Source organism: Streptomyces sp. NPDC059875 (assembly GCF_042731085.1).
GTDB lineage: Bacteria > Actinomycetota > Actinomycetes > Streptomycetales > Streptomycetaceae > Streptomyces.
The window spans coordinates 1-24,547 of the sequence record NZ_JBHWJZ010000024.1 but is presented as its reverse complement, the minus strand read 5'-3'; the positions used below and the strand labels follow the sequence as shown (position 1 = coordinate 24,547).

The following is a 24,547-nucleotide window of genomic DNA, read 5'->3' as shown; positions in this document are numbered from 1 at the left end:
GGGGCCATTGTTGCGGCTGGGGCGACGCTCAGCGCGCGAGCCACGTGTCCGTGTAGCTGTCGATCTCGGCGGCGATCCGCGCCTTCCCGGCCGGGTCCAGGAAGGACGCCTCGACGGCGTTCTTGGCGAGGGCGGCCAGACCGCGCTCGTCGAGCTCCAGGAGCCGGGCGGCGACCGCGTACTCGTTGTTCAGGTCCGTACCGAACATCGGCGGGTCGTCGCTGTTGATCGTGACCAGGACACCGGCCGCCACCATCTCCTTGACGGGGTGCTGGTCCAGATCGGCGACCGCGCGGGTCGCGATGTTCGAGGTCGGGCAGACCTCCAGCGGAATCCGGTGCTCTGCGAGGTACTTCAGGAGCTCCGGGTCCTTGACGGCGCTGGTGCCGTGGCCGATGCGCTCGGCGCCCAGCTCGTTCAGGGCGTCCCAGATCGTCTGCGGGCCCGTCGTCTCACCCGCGTGCGGGACGGAGCGCAGGCCGGCCGCGATCGCCCGGTCGAAGTACGGCTTGAACTGCGGGCGCGGAACGCCGATCTCCGGGCCGCCGAGCCCGAACGAGACCAGGCCCTCGGGGCGCAGGTCGACCGCGAGCCGGGCGGTCTCCTCGGCCGCCTCCAGACCGGCCTCGCCCGGGATGTCGAAGCACCAGCGCAGCACGACGCCCAGCTCGGCCTCGGCCGCCTTGCGGGCGTCCTCGATGGCCGCCATGAAGGCGCGCTCGTCGATCCCGCGGCGGGTCGAGCTGTACGGGGTGATGGTCAGCTCGGCGTACCGGATGTTCTGACGCGCCATGTCCCGGGCGACCTCGAAGGTCAGCAGCCGGACGTCCTCCGGGGTGCGGACGAGGTCGACGACCGAGAGGTAGACCTCGACGAAGTGCGCGAAGTCGGTGAACGTGAAGTAGTCGGCGAGTGCCTCGGGGTCCGTGGGCACCTTCGAGTCGGGGTGGCGGGCGGCCAGCTCGGCGACGATCCGCGGCGAGGCGGAGCCGACGTGGTGGACGTGCAGCTCGGCCTTGGGAAGTCCCGCGATGAAGGAGTGGAGATCGCTCATCGGATCATCGTAGGCCGGGCCGATCCGCCGCAGGGGCGAGGTCGTAGCATGGCGGGACCACGATGGGGGAGGCTCATGTCTGACAACAGCGACCAGCAGCGGGGCGGGTACGACCCGACGGACCCGTGGGCGCCGCCGAACCGCGACGGGGTGGAACTGAGCAAGCCGGCGACGCCCGCGCCCACGCCGCAGGACCGTCCGCCGGTGCACGACCAGCCGACGATGACGTCGATGCCGGGCGCCGGGGACGTACCGCCGCCGCCCGTCGCGCCCGGGGGGCCGGCGGCCACGCCCGGCGCGTACGGCTACCCGGCGGCGGCACCGCCCGCCGCGTCCGCGCCGACGGCGTACGGCTATCCCGGCTATCCCGGCTATCCGGGGTACGGCCAGCCGGGCTGGCAGGCGGCCCCGGCCAACGGCATGGGCACGGCGGCGATGGTGATCGGCATCGTCGCCGTGGTCGGCTTCTGCCTGTACGGGCTCGGTGTCGTCCTCGGCATCCTGGCGCTGGTCTTCGGCATCATCGGCCGCAAGAAGGTCCAGCGCGGCGAGGCGAACAACGGCGGGATGGCGACCGCGGGCATCGTGCTCGGCGCAATCGGCATCCTGGTCAGCGCGGTGTTCCTGGGCTTCATGATCTGGGTCATCGCGCAGGGGGAGTCCTACGAGAACGGGGACGACCCGTTCGCGACGAGCCTGGTGGTCGAGAACCGCTAGCCGGAGGCGTGACGACAACGAAGAAGGGGCCCGCGCCTGCGTCGGGCCCCTTCCTCATGCGCCGCGCAGGCGCTCCCGTGCCTCCATGAGCGCGAAGCCCAGCAGGTTCAGCCCGCGCCAGCGGGCCGGGTCCGCCGCGCGGGGGTCGTCGGCGGCGAGTCCGATGCCCCACACGCGGTCCAGCGGGCTCGCCTCCACCAGGACGCGGCCGCCGGTGCCGAGCAGGAACGCCCGCAGCGCGTCGTCCGAGCCGAACTTGTGGACACTGCCCTCGACCACGATCCGGAAGCGTTCCCGCTCCCACACGGCCTCGTCGAAGCCCCGGACCAGCCGGCCGGCCTTCTTCGCCTGCGCCGGACTCCTCGCCCCCAGCGCCGCCTGCTCCGCCTCCGCGTCGCCGAAGAGTCGTGCCTTCTCGGCCATCATCCAGTGCTCGGCCGTCGCGTAGCGCACCCCGTCGGCGGCCACGAACGGCGACGGCCACCATTGGCTCAGACAGCTCGCCGAGAGCTGTCCGTCAGGCCCCGGGCGGTGCCCCCAGAAGTGCAGGAACTTGACCCTCTCACCCCGTCTGACCTGCTGTGTCAGTTCCTCGATCATCCCCATGCATGCCAGTCTGGCAGCCGCCACGGACACTCCGTACGGAGATTTTCCGCAGTCCTCGACACATGGTCGACCGATTCCGTCGCGTAACCAAAAGGCAACAACGGAATCACTTGTTGGACCGACAGGCCTCTGTCAGGATCGGCACTCAATTCGAGCTGGAACAACGGAGAGCGTCATGGGCAACCGCTTCCAGGTGACGGACCGCTTCGCGGCCGGCGCACAGTACATCGGCGGGCGGCTGCGGCCCGGAACCTCGGGTGAGGAGCACAGCGTCGTCGACCCGGCCACGGGCGAGAGCGTGTACACCTACGCCCTCGCGTCCACCGCCGACGTGGACGACGCGGTCGCCGCCGCCAAGGAGGCGTTCCCGGGGTGGGCCGGAGCGACCCCTGGCGAGCGCTCCGACGCGCTGCACCGGTTCGCCGGGGTGCTCGCCGAGCGCGCCGAGGACTTCGCCCGCGTCGAGTCCCTCCAGTGCGGCAAGCCCATCAAGCTGTCCACCGAGTTCGACGTCCCCGGCACGGTCGACAACACCGCCTTCTTCGCCGGAGCGGCCCGGCACCTCCAGGGCCAGTCCGCCGGCGAGTACAGCGGCGACCACACCTCGTACGTACGGCGCGAGCCGATCGGCGTCGTCGGTTCCATCGCCCCCTGGAACTACCCGCTCCAGATGGCTGCCTGGAAGATCCTCCCGGCCATCGCCGCCGGCAACACGATCGTCCTGAAGCCGGCCGAGCTGACCCCGCTCACCTCGCTGATGTTCGCCCAGGCGGCCACCGACGCCGGCATCCCCGACGGGGTCGTCAACATCGTCACCGGCGCCGGCCGCACCGCCGGCGAACACCTCGTCGGCCACCCCGACGTGGCGATGACCTCCTTCACCGGATCCACCCCGGTCGGCAAGCGGGTCGCCGAGATCGCCACCTCCACCGTCAAGCGGCTCCACCTCGAACTCGGCGGCAAGGCCCCGTTCGTGGTCTTCGACGACGCCGACCTCGAGGCCGCCGCCCACGGCGCCGTCGCCGCCTCGCTCATCAACACCGGCCAGGACTGCACCGCCGCCACCCGCGCGTACGTCCAGCGCCCGCTCTTCGACGCCTTCGTCGCCCGGGTCGCCGAGCTCATGGAGACCGTCCGCCTGGGCGACCCCTTCGATCCGTCCACCGACCTCGGCCCGCTGATCAGCCACGTCCAGCGCGACCGCGTCGCCGCCTTCGTCGACCGCGCCCGCGGCTACGCCACCGTCGTCACCGGCGGCGAAGCTCCCGGCGGGGACCTGAAGGACGGCGCGTACTATCGTCCGACCCTGATCACCGGCGCCGCGCAGGACAGCGAGGTCGTGCAGTCGGAGATCTTCGGACCGGTTCTGGTGGCCCTGCCCTTCGACGGCGACGACCAGGGCATCCGGCTCGCCAACGACACCCCCTACGGCCTCGCCGCCTCCGCCTGGACCCACGACGTGTTCCGGGCCGGCCGGGCCACCCGCGAGATCAAGGCCGGGTGCGTCTGGGTCAACGATCACATCCCGATCATCAGCGAGATGCCGCACGGGGGCTACAAGGCGTCCGGGTTCGGAAAGGACATGTCGTCGTATTCCTTCGAGGAGTACACGCAGGTCAAGCACGTGATGTACGAAAACACCGCGGTCGCAGCGAAGGACTGGCACCGCACGATCTTCGGAGACCGGTAGTCCTCCCCAACCCCCGAGAGGCACAGCGCATGGAGCAGTACGAGCCCGACAGCCTGTCCCCCGCCCAGACAGCGGCCATGCGGCGCAGTCTGACGAGCGGTCGGGGCGCCCTCACCCGCCGTTCGATGCTGCGCGCCACGGGCGTCGGCGCGCTCACCGTCGGCGGCCTCGCGTCCTTGAGCGCCTGTGGCATCCCGCCGGCCAAGCGGCAGGGCGAGGGGCCCGCGTCCACGGACTTCTCGGCCAAGGAGAAGCAGCTCAGCTTCTCCAACTGGACCGAGTACATGGACGTCAGCGAGGACGAGAAGTCGCGCCCGACCCTGGAGGCGTTCACCAAGCGCACCGGGATCAAGGTCAAGTACACCGAGGACATCAACGACAACGTCGAGTTCTTCGGCAAGATCAAGCCGCAGCTCGCTGCCGGCCAGGACACCGGCCGCGACCTCATCTGCGTCACCGACTGGCTCGCCGCGCGGATCATCCGGCTCGGCTGGGCGCAGAAGCTCGACGCGGCCCACCTCCCCACCGCGTACGCGAACCTCTCCGCGCAGTTCCGCCGCCCCGACTGGGACCCGGGTCGCGCCTACTCGTACCCGTGGACCGGTATCTCCACCGTCATCGCGTACAACGAGAAGGCGACCGGCGGCAAGAAGGTCGACTCGGTCTCGCAGCTCCTGGACGACCCCTCCCTCAAGGGCCGGGTCGGCTTCCTCACCGAGATGCGCGACTCCGTGGGCATGACCCTGCTCGACATGGGCAAGGACCCCGGGAACTTCACGGACGCCGACTACGACGCGGCGATCGGCCGGCTGCAGAAGGGCGTCGACAAGAAGCAGATCCGGCGCTTCACCGGCAACGACTACACCTCCGACCTGGACAAGGGCGACCTGGCGGCGTGTCTCGCCTGGGCCGGTGACGTCATCCAGCTGCAGGCCGACAACCCGGACATCAAGTTCGCGATCCCGTCCGCCGGCTACATCACCTCCAGCGACAACCTGCTGGTCCCGGCCAACGCGCGCCACAAGGCCAACGCGGAGAAGCTCATCGACTACTACTACGAGCTCCCGGTCGCCGCCCAGCTGGCCGCGTACATCAACTACGTCTGCCCGGTCGACGGGGTGAAGGACGAGCTCGCCAAGATCGACCCCGAGCTGGCGAACAACACGCTGATCCTCCCCGACAAGGCCATGGCCAGGAAGTCGCGCGCCTTCCGCTCGCTGACCAGCGCGGAGGAGACGGCGTACGAGGAGAAGTTCGCCAAGCTCATCGGTGCCTGAGAACCGTCGTCCACCTCTTACGAACCTGGGATCGCAACCCATGACTGACAAGAACACCGGCGGCGACGTCCGTCTCACCGGCATCAGCAAGACCTACGGCTCCTTCACCGCCGTCCACCCGCTCGACCTGACCATCCCGCAGGGCTCGTTCTTCGCCCTCCTCGGGGCCTCCGGCTGCGGCAAGACCACCACCCTGCGCATGATCGCCGGCCTGGAGGAGCCCACCACCGGCACCGTGTTCCTCGGCGACAGCGACGTCACCGACCTCCCGCCGTACAAGCGGCCGGTCAACACCGTCTTCCAGTCCTACGCGCTCTTCCCGCACATGGACATCTACGAGAACATCGCGTTCGGACTGCGCCGACGGGGCGTCAAGTCGGTGAAGAAGCAGGTCGACGACATGCTGGAGCTCGTCCAGCTCGGCGACAAGGCCCGGCACAAGCCGCACCAGCTCTCCGGCGGTCAGCAGCAGCGCGTCGCCGTGGCCCGCGCGCTCATCAACCACCCGCAGGTCCTCCTCCTCGACGAGCCGCTCGGCGCCCTCGACCTCAAGCTGCGCCGCCAGATGCAGCTGGAGCTCAAGCGCATCCAGACCGAGGTCGGCATCACCTTCGTCCACGTCACCCACGACCAGGAGGAGGCCATGACCATGGCCGACCAGGTCGCGGTGATGAACGGCGGCCGGGTCGAGCAGCTCGGCGCCCCCGCCGACCTGTACGAGAACCCGCGGACCACCTTCGTCGCCAACTTCCTGGGCACTTCCAACCTGATCGAGGCCGAGGTCGCCGAGACCGGCGGCTCCGAGCTGGTCGTCACGGCCGGCGGCGGCAAGCTCCGGCTCCCCGCGGACCGCTGTTCCGCGACCGTACGCACCGGAGGCAAGGTCCTCGTCGGCGTCCGCCCCGAGAAGATCTCGCTCGCGCACGCCGACGACGCGGGGACGATATCCGAGGGCCGCAACAAGGTCACCGGTCGGATCGTCGACTCCTCCTTCATCGGCGTCTCCACCCAGTACGTGGTGAACTCGCCGGCGGGCGCCGAACTCCAGGTCTACGAGCAGAACATCGAGCGCGACTCCCGGCTGACCCCGGGCGCCGAGGTCGTCCTGCACTGGAACCCGGCCCACACCTTCGGCCTCGATGCCGCGCAGGACATCGACGCGGGCGTGGAGACGGTGGAGGACGCCTCGTGAGCGCCCCGACCCTGACGAAGGAGGCGCCGCCCGCGCAGGACCTGCCGGTCCGCAAGGCGTCCACCCGCAAGCGGCTCGTCCCGTACTGGCTGCTCCTGCCCGGCATCATCTGGCTGCTCGTCTTCTTCGCGCTGCCGATGGTCTACCAGGCCTCGACCTCCGTGCAGACCGGCTCCCTGGAGAAGGGCTTCGAGGTCACCTGGCACTTCCGGACCTATTGGGACGCCTTCCAGGAGTACTGGCCGCAGTTCGTCCGCTCCCTGCTGTACGCCGGCACCGCCACGTTCCTGTGTCTGCTCCTCGGCTACCCGCTGGCGTATCTGATCGCCTTCAAGGCCGGCCGCTGGCGCAACCTCCTGCTCGTCCTCGTCATCGCGCCCTTCTTCACCAGCTTCCTCATCCGGACGCTGGCCTGGAAGACGATCCTCGCGGACGACAGCCTCGTGGTCGACGCCCTGAACGCCCTGCACCTCCTGGACGTGACCAGCTGGCTCGGCTGGACCGAGGGCGACCGCGTGCTCGCCACCCCGATGGCGGTGGTCTGCGGTCTGACGTACAACTTCCTGCCGTTCATGATCCTGCCGCTCTACACCTCCCTGGAGCGGATCGACGGCCGACTCCACGAGGCCGCGAAGGACCTGTACGCGTCCCCCGCCACCACCTTCCGCAAGGTGACCTTCCCGCTCTCCATGCCGGGCGTGGTCTCGGGCACGCTGCTCACCTTCATCCCGGCCAGCGGCGACTACGTCAACGCCGAACTCCTCGGCTCGACCGACACCAAGATGGTCGGCAACGTCATCCAGTCGCAGTTCCTGCGGGTGCTCGACTATCCGACGGCCGCCGCGCTGTCCTTCATCCTCATGGCGATCGTGCTGCTCATGGTCACCGTCTACATCCGCCGTGCGGGAACGGAGGACCTGGTCTGATGCGTTGGATACGTCGGAACCTTGTCGCCATCGCGGGCCTGCTGACGCTCGCGTACATGATCCTGCCGAACATCGTCGTGATGGTGTTCTCGTTCAACAAGCCGAACGGGCGCTTCAACTACGCCTGGCAGCGCTTCTCCCTGGACGCCTGGAAGGACCCGTGCGGCGTCGCCGACCTGTGCGGCTCGCTGACCCTGTCGTTGCAGATCGCGGCCTGGGCCACCCTCGGCGCCACGATCCTCGGCACGATGATCGCCTTCGCGCTGGTCCGCTACCGCTTCCGGGCGCGCGGCGCGATCAACTCGCTGATCTTCCTGCCGATGGCCATGCCCGAGGTCGTCATGGCCGCCTCCCTGCTCACGCTCTTCCTCAACATGGGCGCCGAGCTGGGCTTCTGGACGGTCCTGATCGCCCACATCATGTTCTGTCTGTCGTTCGTCGTGACGGCGGTCAAGGCGCGCGTGATGTCGATGGACCCCCGTCTGGAGGAGGCCGCGCGCGACCTCTACGCGGGCCCGGTGCAGACCTTCGTACGGGTCACCCTGCCGATCGCCGCCCCCGGCATCGCCGCCGGCGCGCTGCTCGCCTTCGCGCTCTCGTTCGACGACTTCATCATCACCAACTTCAACGCGGGCTCGACCGTCACCTTCCCCATGTTCGTCTGGGGCTCGGCGCAGCGCGGCACGCCCGTCCAGATCAACGTCATCGGCACGGCCATGTTCATCATTGCCGTACTGGTGGTGGTAGCCGGACAGATCGTCACCAACCGGCGCAAGAAAACAGCGACAAGCTGAGTACGACCCAGTAAGCCCTGAAGGAGTTGGAAACCATGGCCCCAGTCGCCATGCGTAGTGCCGCACACTCTCTCTCCGACGCCCAGCCCGTCCCCTTCTGGCTGGAAGACCCCGGCAAGCCCGGAGCCCTGCCCGCCCTCACCGGCACCGAGAAGTGCGACCTCCTCGTGGTCGGCGGCGGATACAGCGGACTGTGGACCGCGCTCCTCGCCAAGGAACGCGACCCCTCCAGGGACGTCGTCCTGATCGAAGGCCGCGAGGTGGGCTGGGCCGCCTCGGGCCGCAACGGCGGCTTCTGCGCCGCCTCCCTCACCCACGGCTTCGGCAACGGACTCGCCCGCTGGCCGGGCGAGCTGTCGAAGCTGGAGGAGCTGGGCGAGCGCAACCTCGACGCCATCGAGGCCGCGGTCGCCCAGTACTCCCTCGACTGCGACTTCGAGCGCACGGGTGAGATCGACGTCGCCACCGAGCCGTACCAGGTCGAGGAACTGCACGAGGTGTACGCGGAGATCGAGCGCCTCGGTCTCGCGGACGGCCTCGAACTCCTCGACGGCGACGCCGTCCGCGCGGAGGTCGACTCCCCGACCTTCCTCGGCGGCCTCTGGGACCGGCGCGGCGTCGCCATGCTCAACCCCGCCAAGCTGGCGTGGGGCCTGAAGCGGGCCTGCGCGGACCTCGGGGTGCGGATCTACGAGAACACCCCCGGGCTCGACCTCGTCTCCGTCGGCGCGGGGATGGGCGTGCGCACCCCTTACGGCAGGGTCCTCGCCCGCCGGGTCGCGCTCGGCACCAACGTCTTCCCGTCGCTGGTCAAGCGCGTCCGGCACTACACCGTCCCGGTGTACGACTACGCCCTGATGACCGAGCCGCTGTCGCCGGAGCAGCTCGCCTCCATCGGCTGGAAGAACCGCCAGGGGCTCGGGGACAGTGCCAACCAGTTCCACTACTTCCGGATCACCGCCGACCACCGGATCCTGTGGGGCGGCTACGACGCGATCTACCGCTTCGGCGGCCGGGTCAACGCCGAGATGGACCACCGCCCGGAGACGTATCTGAAGCTCGCCGAGCACTTCTTCCGCTGCTTCCCGCAGCTGGAGGGGGTCCGCTTCAGCCACGCCTGGGGCGGCGCGATCGACACCTGTTCGCGCTTCTCGGCCTTCTTCGGTACGGCGTACCAGGGCAAGGTCGCCTACGCGGCCGGCTTCACCGGCCTCGGTGTCGGCGCCACCCGCTTCGGCGGTGACGTGATGCTCGACCTGCTGTCCGGTGAGCGCACGGAGCGTACGGAGCTGGAGATGGTCCGCTCCAAGCCGCTGCCGTTCCCGCCCGAGCCGATCGCCTGGGCCGGCATCGGCATCACCAAGTGGTCGCTGGCGCGCGCCGACGAGAACGGCGGCCGCCGCAATCTGTGGCTGAAGGCCATGGACCGCCTGGGCCTGGGCTTCGACAGCTAGACCCGCTCGGTCGGACCGCCTCAGTCGGACCCGCTCAGTGCGGGGCCGGCGGGGTCACGGCGTGTGCCGTGGCCCCGCCGCCGCTCTTCCGGTCACTTGGCGAGCTCGTCCTCGCCCTCGGTGTCCACGTGCGGCAGGATCCTGTCCAGCCAGCGCGGGGTCCACCAGGCCTTCGGCCCGAGCAGCGTCATCACGGCGGGCACCAGGAGCAGCCGTGCGATCGTCGCGTCGATCAGCACGCTCGCGGCCAGGCCGAGACCCAGCATCTTCACCACGATGTTGTCGCTGACGATGAAGGCCGCGAAGACGCTCACCATGATGAGCGCCGCGCAGGTGATGACACGGGCCGTGATCTCCAGCGCGTGCGCGACGCTCGCCTTCGCGTCCCCGGTGCGCAGCCAGGCCTCGTGGACCCGCGACAGCAGGAAGATCTCGTAGTCCATGCTCAGACCGAAGACGATCGCGAACATCATCATCGGCACATAGCTCTCGACGGGCACCTTCCCGGAGACGCCGAGCGCCGGGCCGCCCCAGCCCCACTGGAAGACGGCGACCACGACTCCGTACGAGGCGCCGATCGACAACAGGTTCAGTACCGCGGCCTTGGCGGCGACGAGCGGCCCGCGGAAGACGACCAGGATGACCAGGAACGCCAGGGCCACGACCACCGCGATGATGAGCGGCAGCCGGCTGGAGACGATGTCGAGGAAGTCGACCTGCGCGGCGGTGGTGCCGGTGACGTACGTGGCGGCGTCGGTGCCGGCGACGGCGTTCGGAAGGACGGTGTCGACGAGGTTGTTGACCAGCTGCGTCGTCCGCTCGTCCTGCGGCGCGGCGACCGAGTAGGCGGTGGAGAGCAGGACGTCCCCGTCGGAGGTCGGCTGCAGCGGGGTGATGAGGACGGCGTCGGGGACCCCGGTGAGGGCCTTCTGGGCCTGGCTCGCCAGGGCTGCCCGGTCGGCGTCCGGCACCGCGGTCTGGTCGATGACCAGCGTCAGCGGCCCGTTGGAGCCGGGTCCGAAGGCCGAGGACATCAGGTCGAAGGCGCGCCGGTCGGTGAAGGACTCCGGGTCCGCGCCGTCGCCGATGTGCCCCAGTTGCATGAAGAACATGGGCAGCGCGAGGACCACGAGCGCGACGACGCCCGCGGCCAGGAACCACCAGGGGCGGCGCTCCACCCGCAGGGCGTACCGGTGCCAGGTGCCGTGCGCCTCGTCGGCCTCGAGGTCGGTCTCGGCGACCGGAGTGCGCACCCGCAGCCGGTCGATGCGGCGCCCGATGAGTCCGAGCATCGCCGGTACGAGCGTCAGGGCGCCGAGGACGGCGGTGACCACCGTGGCCGTCGCGGCGAGACCGAGCAGCCCGATGAAGGTCAGCCCGCTGACCCACAGCCCGGACAGGGCGATGATGACGGTGCATCCGGAGACCAGGACGGCCCGGCCGCTGGTCGCGGTGGCCTTCCCGGCGGCCGTCACCGGGTCCGCGCCGTTCATCAGCAGCTGGCGGTGCCGGGTGATCAGGAAGAGCGCGTAGTCGATGCCGACACCGATGCCGATCATCGTGGCGAGGGTGGGCGAGACGGTCGCGAAGGTCCACACGGCGGCGAGCAGGCCGAGCAGCCCGAGCCCGCAGATGGTCGCGATCAGCGCGGTGACCAGCGGCAGCACGGCGGCCAGCAGACTGCCGAAGCCGATCAGGAGCACGACGATCGCGACCCCGAACCCGATCGCCTCACTGACCCGGTCGTCCGCCTCGGGCCGGGCCAGCTCACCCAGCGAGCCGCCGTACTCGACCTGCACACCGGCCGCGCGCAGCGGCTCCACGGCGCTGTCCACGCCGTCCAGGTAGTCGTCACCGAGAGTGGACGGCTGGACGTCGAAGCGGACCGTGATGTACCCGGTCTCGCCGTCGGTCGACAGCGGCCCGGGGTTCGGTGTCCCCGGGGGGACGGTCGCGGGCGGGGTGCCCGGCGGCGGCAGCGGGTTCTGCGCGCTCAGGACGTGCGGCAGCTTCCCGAGGGAGGCGACCGCCGAGGAGACCTGGTCGCTCACCTCGGTGAGCGGCTTCGCGGCGTCGTGCAGCACCACCTGGGCGCTGTACCCGCCGGCGGCCGGCTCGTGGGCCCGGAGCACGTCGAGCCCCTTCTGGGACTGGGAGCCGGGCAGCGAGTAGTTGTCGGAGTACTCACCGCCGTACGCGTGCTGAAGGACCATCAGGCCGCCCAGCGCGACGAGCCACGCGACGATCACGACGACGAAGTGGCGGGCCGACCACGCGCCGATGCGCCACAGCAACCCCTTGCCCTGACCCGGTGACTGCGGATTCGGCATGGGTGCTCCCGGGGCGAGTGCGGCGCGCGTACGGAGGCCCATACGACCACGCGCGGACGGGCACGAAGGGGAGGCCGCCGACGCCGTGCGCCCCTGTCCACCCGATCGGGCGCGCCCGAGGGGTGCTGATGCGCCGGGTGTGCGCCCCCGGCGCACACCAGTCGACGGCGGTGTGACCCAGTTCACTACCAACTGGTGGCCCGAACCCGCGTAATGATCGTCGCCGACCCCGCTCTCTGCGTGTGGACGTCGCGTTCGCACACGGAATGGAGGCCATGGGCAATGACTGGTTCGGGGGCCAAGATCGCAGTGGAATGGCTGGTATCGGTGGCGCCGGATCCCGACGCCTGCCGGTGGGAATGGGAGCGCAACCCGCTCGGCGTGGCGCTGCTGCCCGCCGGCAGGCGCTGGGACGTGCTGATCCTGCCGGGGGAGCTCGGCCATCCCACGCTCGACGTGCTGACCCGGCTCGTGGCGCGGCCGGGGCCCGTCCTCGCCGACTTCGGCGAGGCCCGTACGGGCTTCTTCGTGCCGCCCGGCACGGCCGCGCGCTGGCTCGGAACGGGTGTGCGCAGCGCCGGTCGCGGCACCTGGATCGTCGTCCCCTACCCGGGGCGCGCGGCCGGCGGGGTGCGCTGGCTGATCCCGCCCGACGGGAGCGGGACGCTCAACGACGCCTCGCTCCTGGAGCTGGCGATGCACGAGGCGGCGGGTCAACTGGCGCGAGGGGGACGGGAACAGAGGTCTTGACCACTTGATTGGTCTGGACCATGCTGTGGCGCGCTCCACCTCGATTCCCCCATGCCCGGAGGCAGTTGTGGACCGCACCCCCTCACGCACCAGACCTCTCGTTCTCGCGCTGGCCGGCGTCCTCGCCGCCGGCGGACTCGTCGCCCTCACCCCCGTGGCCCAGGCCGCCGACCCCGAGCTCGCACGCAACGGCGGCTTCGAATCCGGACTGGACGGCTGGAGCTGTACGGCAGGCAGCGGAGCCGTCGTCGCGTCACCCGTGCACGGCGGGACGAAGGCGCTGCAGGCGACCCCCGCCGGGAGCGACCACGCCAAGTGCTCCCAGACCGTCACGGTCAAGCCGAACTCCGCTTACACGCTGAGCGGCTGGGTGCGCGGCAGCTACGTCTACCTCGGCGCGTCCGGAACCGGCACCACCGATGTCTCCACCTGGACCCAGTCCGCCCCCGACTGGCAGAAGCTGAGCACCACGTTCACGACCGGTGCCTCGACGACCTCGGTGACGATCTACACCCACGGCTGGTACGGCACCGGCGCCTACCACGCAGACGACCTCTCCCTGATCGGCCCCGGCGGTGAACAGGTCCAGATCCCGGCCACCCCCACCGGTCTGGCCGCGGGCTCCCCGACCTCCACCTCCGTGCCGCTGTCCTGGCCCGCGGTCCCCGGCGCCACCTCCTACAAGGTCTACCGCGGCGGAGTCCTGGTGGCGACCGTCACCGGCACCTCGTACACGGCGACCGGCCTCGCGCCCTCCACCTCGTACAGCTTCCAGGTCTCGGCCGCGAACAGCGCGGGCGAGTCGGCGAAGTCCACGGCGGTGTCGGCGACCACGACGTCCGGCGGCGGGAACGGCGGAGACCTCCCCGCCCACGCGCTCGTCGGCTACCTCCACGCCAGCTTCGCCAACGGCTCCGGCTACACCCGGATGGCCGACGTCCCCGACTCCTGGGACGTCATCAACCTCGCCTTCGGCGAACCGACCTCGGTGACCTCCGGTGACATCCGCTTCAGCCTGTGCCCGGCCACCGAATGCCCGAACGTCGAGTCCGCGGCCGATTTCAAGGCGGCGATCAAGGCCAAGCAGGCGGCGGGCAAGAAGGTCCTGATCTCCATCGGCGGCCAGAACGGCCAGGTGCAGCTCTCGACGACGGCCGCCCGCGACACCTTCGTCTCCTCCGTCTCGAAGATCATCGACGAGTACGGTCTCGACGGCCTGGACATCGACTTCGAGGGCCACTCCCTGTCGCTGCAGACCGGCGACACGGACTTCCGCAACCCGACCAGCCCGGTGATCGTCAACCTGATCTCCGCGGTCAAGTCCCTCAAGGCGAGGTACGGCTCCGACTTCGTGCTGACGATGGCCCCGGAGACCTTCTTCGTCCAGCTCGGCTACCAGTTCTACGGCTCCGGCCCCTGGGGCGGCCAGGACCCGCGCGCCGGCGCCTACCTCCCGGTCATCCACGCCCTGCGCGACGACCTCACCCTGCTCCACGTCCAGGACTACAACTCGGGCTCGATCATGGGCCTCGACAACCAGTACCACTCCATGGGCGGCGCGGACTTCCACATCGCCATGACCGACATGCTCCTCACCGGCTTCCCGGTCGCCGGCAACACCGACCGTGTCTTCCCAGCCCTCCGCCCCGACCAGGTCGCCATCGGCCTCCCCGCCTCCACCCAGGCGGGCAACGGCCACACGACACCGTCCGAGGTGAACAAGGCCCTGGACTGCCTGACGAAGAAGACGAACTGCGGCACCTACCAGACCCACGGGACCTGGCCCGCGCTGCGCGGCCTGATGACCTGGTCGATCAACTGGGACCGGTTCAACGCGTGGGAGTTCAGCCGGAACTTCGACGCCTACCCCTGGAGCTGACGGCCAGAGACGACCTGCCCGGCCGGCCACGCGACCGCTCGCGGGGGCCGCCCGGGGCTCGAGCTCAGCCGGCCGTGGCCGTACGCGGCATCAGCTCCGCCCGGCGCAGGGCGCGGCCCATGGCCGGGAGGTCCGGGGCGCTCCCGTCCGCGGGGGAGGCGTAGCGCTCCAGCAGCTCCGCCGTCAGTCGGTACCCCTCGGCGTGGTCCATGAGGATCTCCGCACCCGAGCCCTCGTGCCGGACGTGCTCGTCCAGCAGGCTCAGGGCGTCGTCCCGGTCGACGAAGCGGCTCATCCCGCAGTCGAGCCCGTCGTCGTCCAGGTCCTCGGGGTACGGGGCGCGCGCCCAGGCGCCGTTCTCGTACCAGTAGACGCAGCCCAGTTCGTTCCCCTCGAGCCGGTCGCGCAGCTCGTCGTAGGGGAGCCAGTCCGGGCCGCCCGCCAGCATGTCGACCGGCGGCCGGTGCCACTTGCAGCCGCTCGACTCGTCCTCGCCGAAGAGCACGTACCGACCCTCGCCGACGCGGGAGAACGTCCACCAGGTGCAGCCGCAGTCGTCGAGGTGGAGCCCCTCGTCGTCGATCCAGCAGCCGGTCGGGTACCCCGTGCTCGCCTCCGCCTCGGTCGTCGCCTCCAGCACGGCCACCAGGGCCCACCGCGCCCACAGCAGCTCAGGGGAGGGCAAGTCTCCCGGCAGTCCCGGCCGTTGAATCGTCATCCTGCTCTCCGGATCGTCGGTCACGAACGTGGAGGGCGACCGTACCGCTCGGCCACGACAGGCCAGGTGAGCAGGGGCACGCACAGGGCGACCGAGGCCAGCACGTCCAAGGGCCAGTGGTAGCCGCGCAGGATCAGGCCCGTCGCCGTCAGCGCCGTCAGGACGGCGGCGACGGGGATCAGCCGGTTCGAGACCAGGAACGCGGCGCCGACGTACGCCACCATCGCCGTCGCCGTGTGGCCCGACGGGTAGTAGCCCGCGGCCCAGGGTTCCAGGGGGCCCGGGCGGGCCGCCCACTCCTTCAGAGGGATGACCAGGGCCGGGACGAGAGCCATCGCGAGGCCCGCGTACAGCGCCTGGGCGCGACGGCCGCGGAAGACCGCGTACGCCATCGCGCATGCGAGCACCGGGAGCGCGACCGTCATATTGCCGAGATCGGCGCCGAGTTCGGAGAGCCGGCGGGGGACCGTGTCCACGACGGCGCGGGAGACGCGCTCGTCCAGCCGTGCGAGCGGCCCTTCGACGAGGACCTGCCAGGTGACGACGGCGAGCAGAACGACCGCCGAGAAAACAGCCGGCCTCCCCGGAACAGGGGGGGTGGTTCCGGGGAGGCCGCCTTGACCGGGCTGCCGCGCGCCCCGGGGGGTGTGGGGCGGGCGGCCATCCGATCGGTGAGGAGTTCCAGAGCCAGAGGCTCCAGTGGTGTGCGCAAAGGCACGGTCAAGGCGGGGCTGGGGAGGCTCCGCCCTGTTGTCGCCCGCAGTTCCCTGTGAGCGGGGTGTTTCTCTCATCTGCAGAAACCGTACGGCAGAGAAAGGGGGACCGACAGCCGGATCTCCATCCCGCCATCGGCCCCCCACACCTTCTTCACACGCCGTGCCGAAGGGGTGTCAGATCTGTCCGAACGCGCTCTCGATGACGTCGAGACCCTCGTTCAGCAGGTCCTCGCCGATCACCAGCGGCGGCAGGAAACGCAGCACGTTGCCGTAGGTGCCACAGGTCAGGACCAGCACGCCCTCGGCGTGGCAGGCCTTCGCCAGCGCGCCCGCGGCCTCCGGGTTCGGCTCCTTGGTCGCCGGGTCCTTGACCAGCTCGATCGCGACCATGGCGCCGCGGCCGCGGATGTCGCCGATGATCTCGTACTTCTCCTGCATGGCGACCAGGCGGGACTTCATGATCGACTCGATCTTCTTCGCCTTGGCGTTGAGGTCGAGCTCCTTCATGGTCTCGATGGAGCCGAGCGCACCGGCGCAGGCCACCGGGTTGCCGCCGTAGGTGCCGCCCAGGCCGCCGCCGTGGACGGAGTCCATGATCTCGGCGCGGCCGGTGACGGCGGCGAGCGGCAGACCGCCCGCGATGCCCTTGGCGGTCGTGATCAGGTCCGGGACGATGCCCTCGTCCTCACAGGCGAACCACTGACCGGTGCGGCAGAAGCCGGACTGGATCTCGTCGGCGACGAAGACGATGCCGTTGTCGTTGGCGAACTTCACGATCGCCGGCAGGAAGCCCTTGGCCGGCTCGATGAAGCCGCCCTCGCCGAGGACCGGCTCGATGATGATCGCGGCGACGTTCTCGGCGCCGATCTGCTTGCTGATCTGGTCGATCGCCTGGGCGGCGGCCTCGGGGCCGCAGTTCTCGGCACCGGTGGGCCAGCGGTAGCCGTAGGCGACCGGGACGCGGTAGACCTCGGGCGCGAACGGCCCGAAGCCCTGCTTGTACGGCATGTTCTTCGAGGTCAGCGCCATCGTCAGGTTCGTACGGCCGTGGTAGCCGTGGTCGAAGACGACGACGGCCTGGCGCTTGGTGTACGAACGGGCGATCTTGACCGCGTTCTCGACGGCCTCGGCGCCCGAGTTGAACAGGGCGGACTTCTTGGCGTGGTCACCCGGGGTCAGCTCGGACAGCGCCTCGCAGACCTCGACGTAGCCCTCGTACGGCGTCACCATGAAACAGGTGTGCGTGAAGTCGGCGAGCTGGGCGGCGGCGCGGCGGACGACGGCCTCGGCGGAGGCGCCGACGGAGGTCACGGCGATGCCGGAGCCGAAGTCGATCAGGCGGTTGCCGTCGACGTCCTCGATGATGCCGCCGCCGGCCTTCGCGGTGAAGACGGGCAGCACGGAGCCCACGCCGCCGGCCACGGCGTCGAGGCGGCGGGCCTGCAGCTCCTGCGACTTCGGACCGGGGATGGCGGTGACGACGCGCCGCTCCTGCGGGACAGCGTTCATGCGGGGCTCCTGGGATGTTCTGGACGCACTTGTGGGTTTCTTCCGCAGGCTAGGCGCGGGGGAGGGGCACGGGCATGCGCCGATCGGGAGTGTTGGGGGGTGTGTCGTTGTCCGTGGTGGACATGGCGGGGGTGAAACCGCTCCGGGGCGGTCCGCTCCCACTAGATTGACGGTGGCACAGATGCGGCGACCTGGCTGGTCAGGGGGCAGGGGTTTCATGGAGACCGAAGGCACGTACGAGTCACGCGACACCCGGGGAGGCGCGGTCCCGCGCCCGGCGGGCCCGCCCGTGCCCCCGACCCCGTCCGCCCCCCCACCCCAGGGCCCTGCGGTCCCGCCGACCCCGGGCCCCACGGCCCACGGACCTGCGGTCCCACCGCCGCCGGCGCATGCGCCGACTCGCGTCGGGGTCGCCGAATGGCTCCGTATCCCCAGGCCGGCGGCCGAGCCCGGCGTCTGGCGGCTCGGGCACCGCCCCCGCCCCCAGGAGGAGCCCGAGGACGTGCCCGCGCGCCGGCTGTTCGTCGGAGCCCTCGTCTCGCTGCTCAGCGGCTGGCTGCTCTGGTCCCTCCTCTGGAATGGCTACCTCGGGCGCTACTGGCTCTGGCCCCTGCTCGTCCTCACCCCGGACAGCTGGCGCTCCGACGCCGATGTCTGGGCCGCCGCCAGCTACACCTACTACGCCCTCGTCGGCGGCGCCTTCCTCGTCTTCTTCGCCCGCATCGGCCACGTGCCGGACATCTGGCGCCGCTACACCCGCCCGAAGGACACCCCGCCCCCGCCGCCCCCACCGGCCGCCGACCCCGCCGAGTGGCCCGAGCTGCGCGACGCCGGGCTGACCGAGGCCGCGGCACAGCTCGCAGAGGCCACCCGGCAGGGTGTCCTCGGCGACGTGGACTACGCCCGCATCCGTCGCGCCTGGCAGGGCGTACGAACGCGGCCGGAGCGGCTCGCCGCCTTCACCGAGGCCGTGCGCACCCGCGGCGCCGCCGCCTGCGGCCACCCCTCGGGCCTGCGCGACCTGCCCGTCCGTACCGCCACCCACGACCTGGCCACCGACCAGGTGCTCATCGGCACCACCGCCGACCACCCCCGCAACCCCTACGCCCGCCGCACCACCGGCCTCGCCCTCGATCCCGGCCTGCTCGGGACCTCCTTGCTCGCCGTCGGGCCCGCCGGGGCCGGGAAGACCGTGCGGCTCGTGCGGCCCGTCGTCGAGTCGCTCTGTCTGCAGGCCCTCGCCAACCGCGCCGCCGTCGTCGCCGTCACCACCCACGGCGCCGCCGTCGGCCCCGACGAGGCCTTCGACGTCGTCGTCTCCGTCGGGCGGCCCGAGTCCACCCACGACCTCGACCTGTACGGCGGAGCCGACGACCCCGACGAGGCCGCCCGGATCCTCGCCGAGGCGCTCGTCGGGGACCTCGTCGCCGACAGCCGCCGGGCCGCCACCGCGCTCGCCCAGCTGATCGGGCCGTTCCAGGTCGCCCATGGGCGCTTCCCCGGTGTGCCCGAGCTGCGCGAGCTGCTCGGCGGGACGCCCGACGCGCTCGCCGCGCTGCGCGCCGCCGTCGCCGGCGACCCCGCCCAGCTGCGCGAGCTCGACGCCCGGCAGCGCCAGGCCGAACGCGGTGACGACAGCGGCGTCCTCCTCGCCGAACGCATCGCCTTCCTCGACCGGCCCGCCTTCGCCCGCTTCTTCCGCACGGAAGGCGCGGAGCGGCAGTTCTCCCTCCGCGCCGTCGAGCACCCGCTCCGCGTCCGCATCGACCTCCCCGAACGCGGCCACGCCGAAGCCTCCCGGATCGTCTCCCGGCTGCTGCTCGCCCAGTTCGCCGAGGCCGCCCTCGCCCGCCGCGACCGCTCCCTCTTCGCCTGCCTGGTCCTCGACGACGCCACGTACACCGTCACCGGCGACTCCGTACGGGCCGTCCAGCGGCTGCGCTCCGCCAACGCCGGCGTCGTCCTCGCGCTGCGCAGCCTGGAGGACGTGCCCGAGGCGCTGCGCGGGCCGCTGCTCGGAGCGGTCGGCTGCCGGATGGCGTTCGCCGGGATCGCGCCCTGGGACGGCGGACGGTTCGCCGAGACCTGGGGCACCGAATGGGTGCAGACCCGGGACGTCACCAACCGGCAGATCGTCTCCGACGAGCCGCTCACCAAGGCCCTGCACTTCATGCGGCGGCTGGTGACCGGCAAGGCGGCGACGGCGGAGGCCGTGACCGTACGGGAGGTGGAGCGCGAGCGCTGGTCGGCCTCCGACCTCGCGCACGCCGTCCCCGCCGGGCACGCCGTGCTGTCCCTCACCCATGTGCGGGGCGAGCACACGCCACCGCTGCTGGTGGATCTGCGGAGCTGAAGCGGGGGCTCCCGTGCCCTGGCACAATCGGGGGCGCCGCTCGGCTGAGCGGCGACTCCTCGCTCAAAGGTCCGACGGTCCCCAATGCCGCCCACCCTCGCCTCCCTCGTCCAGCACTCGGCGCTCAAGCTCACCGTGCGCGCGGGTGAGGACCGCCTCGACACCCCCGTGCGCTGGGCGCACGTCAGCGAGCTCGCCGACCCCGTCCCGTACATGGAGGGCGGTGAGCTGCTGCTCACCACCGCGCTGACCCTGGACGCCGAGGACTCCGAGGCGATGCACCGCTACGTCCGGCGCCTGCTCGCCGCGGGCGTCGTGGGGCTCGGCTTCGCCGTCGGCGTCAATTACGAGGACATCCCGCCGACCCTCGTCGAAGCGGCCCGTGCCGAGGGGCTGCCGCTGCTCGAGGTACCGCGGCGCACGCCGTTCCTGGCGATCAGCAAGGCCGTCTCGGCGGCCATCGCGGCCGACCAGTACCGGGCTGTGACGGCCGGTTTCGAGGCCCAGCGGGAACTGACCCGCGCCGCGCTCGCGGAGGGCCCGGACGCGGTGGTCGCGCGGCTCGCGGCCCATGTGGACGGCTGGGCGGCGCTGTACGACACCTCCGGCAGCGTCATCGCCGTGTCGCCCGAGTGGGCGGCGCGCCGGGCCGCCCGGCTGACGCCCGACGTCGAACGGCTCCGCGAGCGCCCCGCGCCCGCGAGCGCGGTGGTCGGGGGCACGGACGACCGGGTCGAGCTCCAGTCGCTGGGGACCGGGCGACGGGTCCGTGGCGCGCTGGCGGTCGGGACGGGGGCACCGCTCGGGACGGCGGAACGGTACGCCGTCCACTCGGCGATCGCCCTGCTGACGCTGACCACGGAGCGCTCGCGCTCGCTGCAGGCGGCCGAGGGGCGGCTGGGCGCGGCGGTGCTGCGGATGATGCTGTCCGGCCAGCCGGACCACGCCCGGGCGGTGGCGGGCGACCTGTACGGCGGGCTCCTCGACGCGCCCTTCCGGCTGCTGATCGCCGAGCCGGTGCCGGGGGAGCGGGAGGGCGAACCGCCGCTGCCCGCGCTCGCCGAGGCCCTGGAGTCGGCGGCGGCCCGGTCCGGCGAGACCGTGCTCACCGTCCCCGAGGGCGAGGAGCGGCTGCTGGTCCTGGCCGGGGACGGCGGCGCGGTCGTCACGGCGTGCGAGGCGTACACCGAGCGGGACGCGGAGGAGGCCGGTGTCGTCGTCGGCCTCTCGGCCCCGGCGGGGCCGATCGCGGCGGCGACCGCGTACAAGCAGGCCGAGCAGGCCCTCTCGGTGGCGCGGCGGCGCGGGCGGGCACTGGTCGAGCACGAGGACCTGGCGGCGGGCTCGGTCCTGCCGCTGCTGGCCGACGACGCGGTCCGCGCCTTCGCGGACGGCATGCTCCGCGCGCTGTACGAGCACGACGCGACGGGCCGCGGCGACCTCGTCGCCTCCCTGCGGGCCTGGCTGTCCCGCCACGGCCAGTGGGACGCGGCGGCGGCGGACCTCGGCGTCCACCGCCACACCCTGCGCTACCGGATGCGCCGCGTGGAGGAAATCCTGGGCCGCTCCCTGGACGACCCGGACGTCCGCATGGAGCTGTGGCTGGCGCTGAAGGCGACCGGGGCGGACGCGGAGGAGCGGTAGCGGGTACGGGCGGCGTGCGCCGGAGGCGTGCCCTGCCCGGAGGCCCGGAGGCCCGGAGGCCCGGGGGCTCGCAGGGAGCGAAGACCGTGCGCCGCGACGCCCGGCGCGCCCCCGGCCTCCCGGAGGCCCAGCATGGCCCCGCCCGCACCGAATTCGGCTCCCCCTGCCCGATCCCGGGCAAATTCCTTGGTCATCCGCACCCGGATTCCCTAATCTCCTGGGCATGACAAGCCCCGCGGTCGATCCCGCCTCCCAGGAACGCACGCCCGACCCCGCCGCCCCCGGACGCGCGACCCGGCGGATCTCCGGAGCCGTGTGGGCGGCGCTCGGGATCGTGTACGTCGTCTGGGGGTCCACGTACCTCGGGATCCGGATCGTCGTCGAGACGATGCCGCCGTTCCTGTCCGCGGGTACGCGGTTCGTCACCGCCGGGCTGATCCTCGCCGGGATCATCGCCTGGCGGCAGGGCCCCGCCGCACTCAAGGTGAGCCCGAAGCAGCTCGCCTCCGCCGTGGTCATCGGTCTGCTGCTGATCCTGGGCGGCAACGGGCTCGTCGTGCTCGCCGAGACCTCCGTGCCCTCCGGGCTCGCCGCGCTGCTCATTGCCGTCGTCCCGGCCTGGGTGGTCCTCCTCAAGGCCGGCTTCGGCGACCGCCCGAGCGCCGGCGGCGTCGCCGGTGTGCTCCTGGGGCTCGCGGGGCTCGCGGTACTCACGCTCCCGGGACTCAGCGGTGACGTGAAGGCCGGCGGGGTGATGCTCGTGGTGGTCGCGACCCTGCTGTGGTCGGTCGGGTCGTTCTCGTCCTCGCGGATCCCGATGCCCACCAACCCCTTCACCGCCAGCGCGTACGAGATGATCGCCGGCGGTCTCGCGGGCCTCGGGGTCGGCCTGGTGCGCGGCGAGCAGCACGGGCTTGAACTGTCCGCCGTCTCCGGCCGCTCCTGGGCCGCCCTCGGGTACCTGATCGTCTTCGGCTCGCTGCTCGCCTTCACCGCGTACGCCTGGCTGCTCCAGGCCGCCCCGCTCTCGCTCGTCGCCACGTACGCGTACGTCAACCCGGTCGTCGCCGTCGCCCTCGGCGCCCTCGTTCTGAACGAGGCCCTGACCTGGCCCATCGTGCTCGGCGGCGCGATCGTCGTCGCCGGCGTCTGTCTCATCGTCTCCACGGAACGACGGGGTTGATCCTCGTGGGCCGGTGAGGGCCGGGGCCTCCTTCCGCCAAAGCGGACAGGAGTCCCCGCGCACCACTCCACGGCGGACAAGCGCCACTCCGCCCGCTTCGCCCTAACGTGGCACGAGAGCGATCGCTCGCACCCCCGATACGGAAAGGGCCGGGACGCAATGACTGCCACCCACGCCTTCTGGCTCGCCGGCCGCGAGGCCACCGGCGAGGCCACCTTCGACGTCACGAACTCCTTCGACGGACGTCTGGTCGGCAAGGTCAGCGTGCCCACCGAGGCCCAGGTCGAGGAGGCCGTCGCCGCCGCGCACGCCGTCGTCGACGAGTTCGCCGCGACCCCGGCGCACGTCCGCGCCGCCGCCCTCGACCACGTGTCGAAGCGTCTCGCCGAGCGCACCGAGGAGATCGCCCAGGTCATCTCCGCCGAGAACGGCAAGCCCATCAAGTGGGCCCGCGGCGAGGTCGGCCGCGCCGTCTCCGTCTTCCGTTTCGCCGCCGAAGAGGCCCGCCGGTTCAACGGCGGCGAGGCCCAGCGCCTCGACACCGAGGCCGGTGGCGTCGGTCGGCTGGCCATCACCCGCCGTATCCCCAAGGGCGTCGTCCTCGGCATCGCGCCGTTCAACTTCCCGCTGAACCTCAGCGCCCACAAGGTCGCCCCGGCCATCGCCGTCGGCGCCCCGATCATCCTCAAGCCGGCCCCGGCCACCCCCATCTCGTCCCTGATCCTGGGCGAGCTGCTGGCCGAGACCGACCTGCCGGCCGGTTCCTGGTCCGTCCTGACCGTGCCGAACGACCGGATGCCCGCCCTCGTCAAGGACGAGCGCCTCCCGGTCATCTCCTTCACCGGCTCCGACAAGGTCGGCTACGCCATCCAGGAGTCCGTGCCGCACAAGCACTGCACCCTGGAGCTCGGCGGCAACGCCGCCGCCGTCGTCCTCGGCGACTGGGCGTCCGAGCAGGACCTGGACTGGGCGGCGAGCCGTATCGCCACCTTCTCCAACTACCAGGGCGGCCAGTCCTGCATCTCCGTGCAGCGCGTGATCGCCGACGCCTCGGTCTACGACCGGCTCGTCCCGAAGGTCGTCGCCGCCGTCGAGGCCCAGGTCACCGGTGACCCGAGCGACGCCGGCACCGACGTCGGCCCGCTGGTCGACGAGAACGCCGCCAAGCGCGTCGAGGCCTGGGTCGACGAGGCCGTCGCGGCCGGTGCGAAGCTCCTGGCGGGCGGCAAGCGCGAGGGCGCGACCTACGCCCCGACCGTGCTCACCGACCTCCCGGCCGATGTCACCCTCGCCCGCGCCGAGGTCTTCGGCCCGGTCCTCACCATCGCCAAGGTCGACGGCGAGGCCGAGGCCTTCGCCGCCGTCAACGACTCGGACTTCGGCCTCCAGGCCGGCGTCTTCACCCACGACCTGCAGACCGCCTTCCGCGCCCACCGCGCGCTGGAGGTCGGCGGCGTGATCATCGGCGACGTCCCGTCCTACCGAGCCGACCAGATGCCGTACGGCGGCGCCAAGAAGTCCGGCGTCGGCCGCGAGGGCGTCAAGTACGCGATGGACGACTACACCTACGAGCGCGTCCTGGTCCTGACGGGCCTCGCGCTGTAATCCGTACCTCTGTACGGACCGAGACCGGCGGGGGGGGGCCCCGCGGGGGGGGGGGCCCCCGCGTGGGGGCCCCCCCCCCCCGCGGCGGCGGGCCGGCTACTCCTGCGAGGCCGGCTTCGCGGCCTTCGTCGGTGCCTTCGGGGCCTCGGT

19 protein-coding genes are annotated in these 24,547 nt (G+C 71.6%); 13 read left to right on the top strand and 6 right to left on the bottom strand.

Annotated features, from left to right (window positions below; genetic code table 11):
* Positions 1-28: 28 nt before the first annotated feature.
* A complete protein-coding gene (locus ACFV9D_RS26485) occupies positions 29-1,054 on the bottom strand; it encodes an adenosine deaminase (protein WP_385151126.1) in 1,026 nt (341 codons plus the stop codon).
* Between the two features lie 75 nt (positions 1,055-1,129).
* Here ACFV9D_RS26485 and ACFV9D_RS26480 point away from each other — a divergent pair, with 75 nt between their 5' ends.
* Complete coding sequence (locus ACFV9D_RS26480; protein WP_385151123.1) at positions 1,130-1,771, top strand: DUF4190 domain-containing protein; 642 nt, start codon at positions 1,130-1,132, stop codon at positions 1,769-1,771.
* A gap of 54 nt (positions 1,772-1,825) precedes the next feature.
* Here ACFV9D_RS26480 and ACFV9D_RS26475 read toward each other — a convergent pair whose 3' ends face one another.
* Positions 1,826-2,377, bottom strand: a complete 552-nt coding sequence (locus ACFV9D_RS26475; protein ID WP_385151120.1) for an NADAR family protein — start codon at positions 2,375-2,377, stop codon at positions 1,826-1,828.
* Positions 2,378-2,552: 175 nt separating this feature from the next.
* Between ACFV9D_RS26475 and ACFV9D_RS26470 the strand changes: the two genes are divergently transcribed.
* Genes ACFV9D_RS26470 through ACFV9D_RS26445 form a run of 6 tightly spaced genes read left to right on the top strand, consistent with a single transcriptional unit; the run spans position 2,553 to position 9,710 of the window.
* The gene (locus ACFV9D_RS26470) at positions 2,553-4,067 is read left to right on the top strand and encodes a gamma-aminobutyraldehyde dehydrogenase (RefSeq protein WP_385151117.1); all 1,515 of its coding nucleotides are present in this window, start codon (positions 2,553-2,555) and stop codon (positions 4,065-4,067) included.
* 29 nt (positions 4,068-4,096) lie between these two features.
* Positions 4,097-5,344 (top strand): PotD/PotF family extracellular solute-binding protein, encoded by a 1,248-nt coding sequence (locus ACFV9D_RS26465; protein ID WP_385151114.1) that lies wholly within the window; start codon positions 4,097-4,099, stop codon positions 5,342-5,344.
* Between the two features lie 40 nt (positions 5,345-5,384).
* A complete protein-coding gene (locus tag ACFV9D_RS26460; RefSeq protein WP_385151111.1) occupies positions 5,385-6,536 on the top strand; it encodes an ABC transporter ATP-binding protein in 1,152 nt (383 codons plus the stop codon).
* A gap of 11 nt (positions 6,537-6,547) precedes the next feature.
* On the top strand, positions 6,548-7,462 hold the full coding sequence (locus ACFV9D_RS26455; protein WP_385151372.1) for an ABC transporter permease: 915 nt from the start codon (positions 6,548-6,550) through the stop codon (positions 7,460-7,462).
* Positions 7,462-8,256 carry an ABC transporter permease gene (locus ACFV9D_RS26450; RefSeq protein ID WP_385151108.1) on the top strand — a complete coding sequence of 265 codons (795 nt, stop codon included), beginning with the start codon at positions 7,462-7,464 and terminating at the stop codon, positions 8,254-8,256. The genes ACFV9D_RS26455 and ACFV9D_RS26450 overlap by 1 nt, the downstream gene beginning before the upstream one ends.
* A gap of 35 nt (positions 8,257-8,291) precedes the next feature.
* On the top strand, positions 8,292-9,710 hold the full coding sequence (locus ACFV9D_RS26445; RefSeq protein WP_385151105.1) for an NAD(P)/FAD-dependent oxidoreductase: 1,419 nt from the start codon (positions 8,292-8,294) through the stop codon (positions 9,708-9,710).
* 92 nt (positions 9,711-9,802) lie between these two features.
* On the opposite strand, the gene ACFV9D_RS26440 is transcribed toward ACFV9D_RS26445, so the two are convergent.
* Positions 9,803-12,040 (bottom strand): MMPL family transporter, encoded by a 2,238-nt coding sequence (locus ACFV9D_RS26440; protein ID WP_385151102.1) that lies wholly within the window; start codon positions 12,038-12,040, stop codon positions 9,803-9,805.
* Positions 12,041-12,322: 282 nt separating this feature from the next.
* Between ACFV9D_RS26440 and ACFV9D_RS26435 the strand changes: the two genes are divergently transcribed.
* Together ACFV9D_RS26435 and ACFV9D_RS26430 are read left to right on the top strand one after the other, a co-directional pair.
* Entirely contained in the window at positions 12,323-12,790 is a 468-nt protein-coding gene (locus ACFV9D_RS26435) for a hypothetical protein (protein ID WP_385151099.1), read from the top strand.
* A gap of 67 nt (positions 12,791-12,857) precedes the next feature.
* On the top strand, positions 12,858-14,669 hold the full coding sequence (locus ACFV9D_RS26430; RefSeq protein ID WP_385151097.1) for a chitinase: 1,812 nt from the start codon (positions 12,858-12,860) through the stop codon (positions 14,667-14,669).
* A gap of 64 nt (positions 14,670-14,733) precedes the next feature.
* Here the strand turns inward: ACFV9D_RS26430 and ACFV9D_RS26425 are convergent, their stop codons facing one another.
* From ACFV9D_RS26425 to gabT, 3 genes are all read right to left on the bottom strand, one after another.
* Entirely contained in the window at positions 14,734-15,354 is a 621-nt protein-coding gene (locus ACFV9D_RS26425; RefSeq protein ID WP_385151094.1) for a hypothetical protein, read from the bottom strand.
* 53 nt (positions 15,355-15,407) lie between these two features.
* Positions 15,408-15,863 (bottom strand): phosphatase PAP2 family protein, encoded by a 456-nt coding sequence (locus ACFV9D_RS26420; RefSeq protein ID WP_385151091.1) that lies wholly within the window; start codon positions 15,861-15,863, stop codon positions 15,408-15,410.
* Between the two features lie 414 nt (positions 15,864-16,277).
* Complete coding sequence (gabT, locus tag ACFV9D_RS26415) at positions 16,278-17,612, bottom strand: 4-aminobutyrate--2-oxoglutarate transaminase (RefSeq protein WP_385151088.1); 1,335 nt, start codon at positions 17,610-17,612, stop codon at positions 16,278-16,280.
* Between the two features lie 217 nt (positions 17,613-17,829).
* Here gabT and ACFV9D_RS26410 point away from each other — a divergent pair, with 217 nt between their 5' ends.
* The 4 genes from ACFV9D_RS26410 to ACFV9D_RS26395 all read left to right on the top strand — a co-directional run bounded on the left by ACFV9D_RS26410 (position 17,830) and on the right by ACFV9D_RS26395 (position 24,397).
* Positions 17,830-19,965 (top strand): ATP-binding protein, encoded by a 2,136-nt coding sequence (locus tag ACFV9D_RS26410; RefSeq protein ID WP_385151086.1) that lies wholly within the window; start codon positions 17,830-17,832, stop codon positions 19,963-19,965.
* 84 nt (positions 19,966-20,049) lie between these two features.
* A complete protein-coding gene (locus ACFV9D_RS26405; RefSeq protein ID WP_385151083.1) occupies positions 20,050-21,609 on the top strand; it encodes a PucR family transcriptional regulator in 1,560 nt (519 codons plus the stop codon).
* Between the two features lie 223 nt (positions 21,610-21,832).
* On the top strand, positions 21,833-22,792 hold the full coding sequence (locus ACFV9D_RS26400; RefSeq protein ID WP_385151081.1) for an EamA family transporter: 960 nt from the start codon (positions 21,833-21,835) through the stop codon (positions 22,790-22,792).
* 159 nt (positions 22,793-22,951) lie between these two features.
* A complete protein-coding gene (locus tag ACFV9D_RS26395) occupies positions 22,952-24,397 on the top strand; it encodes an aldehyde dehydrogenase family protein (RefSeq protein ID WP_385151078.1) in 1,446 nt (481 codons plus the stop codon).
* The last annotated feature ends 150 nt before the right edge of the window (positions 24,398-24,547 follow it).

Excerpts from the sequence above, each read along its gene's own strand:
- ACFV9D_RS26485 (WP_385151126.1), bottom strand. The coding sequence starts at position 1,054 with ATGAGCGATCTCCACTCCTTCATCGCGGGACTTCCCAAGGCCGAGCTG.
- ACFV9D_RS26480 (WP_385151123.1), top strand. The coding sequence starts at position 1,130 with ATGTCTGACAACAGCGACCAGCAGCGGGGCGGGTACGACCCGACGGAC.
- ACFV9D_RS26475 (WP_385151120.1), bottom strand. The coding sequence starts at position 2,377 with ATGGGGATGATCGAGGAACTGACACAGCAGGTCAGACGGGGTGAGAGG.
- ACFV9D_RS26470 (WP_385151117.1), top strand. The coding sequence starts at position 2,553 with ATGGGCAACCGCTTCCAGGTGACGGACCGCTTCGCGGCCGGCGCACAG.
- ACFV9D_RS26465 (WP_385151114.1), top strand. The coding sequence starts at position 4,097 with ATGGAGCAGTACGAGCCCGACAGCCTGTCCCCCGCCCAGACAGCGGCC.
- ACFV9D_RS26460 (WP_385151111.1), top strand. The coding sequence starts at position 5,385 with ATGACTGACAAGAACACCGGCGGCGACGTCCGTCTCACCGGCATCAGC.
- ACFV9D_RS26450 (WP_385151108.1), top strand. The coding sequence starts at position 7,462 with ATGCGTTGGATACGTCGGAACCTTGTCGCCATCGCGGGCCTGCTGACG.
- ACFV9D_RS26445 (WP_385151105.1), top strand. The coding sequence starts at position 8,292 with ATGGCCCCAGTCGCCATGCGTAGTGCCGCACACTCTCTCTCCGACGCC.
- ACFV9D_RS26440 (WP_385151102.1), bottom strand. The coding sequence starts at position 12,040 with ATGCCGAATCCGCAGTCACCGGGTCAGGGCAAGGGGTTGCTGTGGCGC.
- ACFV9D_RS26435 (WP_385151099.1), top strand. The coding sequence starts at position 12,323 with ATGACTGGTTCGGGGGCCAAGATCGCAGTGGAATGGCTGGTATCGGTG.
- gabT (WP_385151088.1), bottom strand. The coding sequence starts at position 17,612 with ATGAACGCTGTCCCGCAGGAGCGGCGCGTCGTCACCGCCATCCCCGGT.
- ACFV9D_RS26410 (WP_385151086.1), top strand. The coding sequence starts at position 17,830 with ATGGAGACCGAAGGCACGTACGAGTCACGCGACACCCGGGGAGGCGCG.
- ACFV9D_RS26405 (WP_385151083.1), top strand. The coding sequence starts at position 20,050 with ATGCCGCCCACCCTCGCCTCCCTCGTCCAGCACTCGGCGCTCAAGCTC.
- ACFV9D_RS26400 (WP_385151081.1), top strand. The coding sequence starts at position 21,833 with ATGACAAGCCCCGCGGTCGATCCCGCCTCCCAGGAACGCACGCCCGAC.
- ACFV9D_RS26395 (WP_385151078.1), top strand. The coding sequence starts at position 22,952 with ATGACTGCCACCCACGCCTTCTGGCTCGCCGGCCGCGAGGCCACCGGC.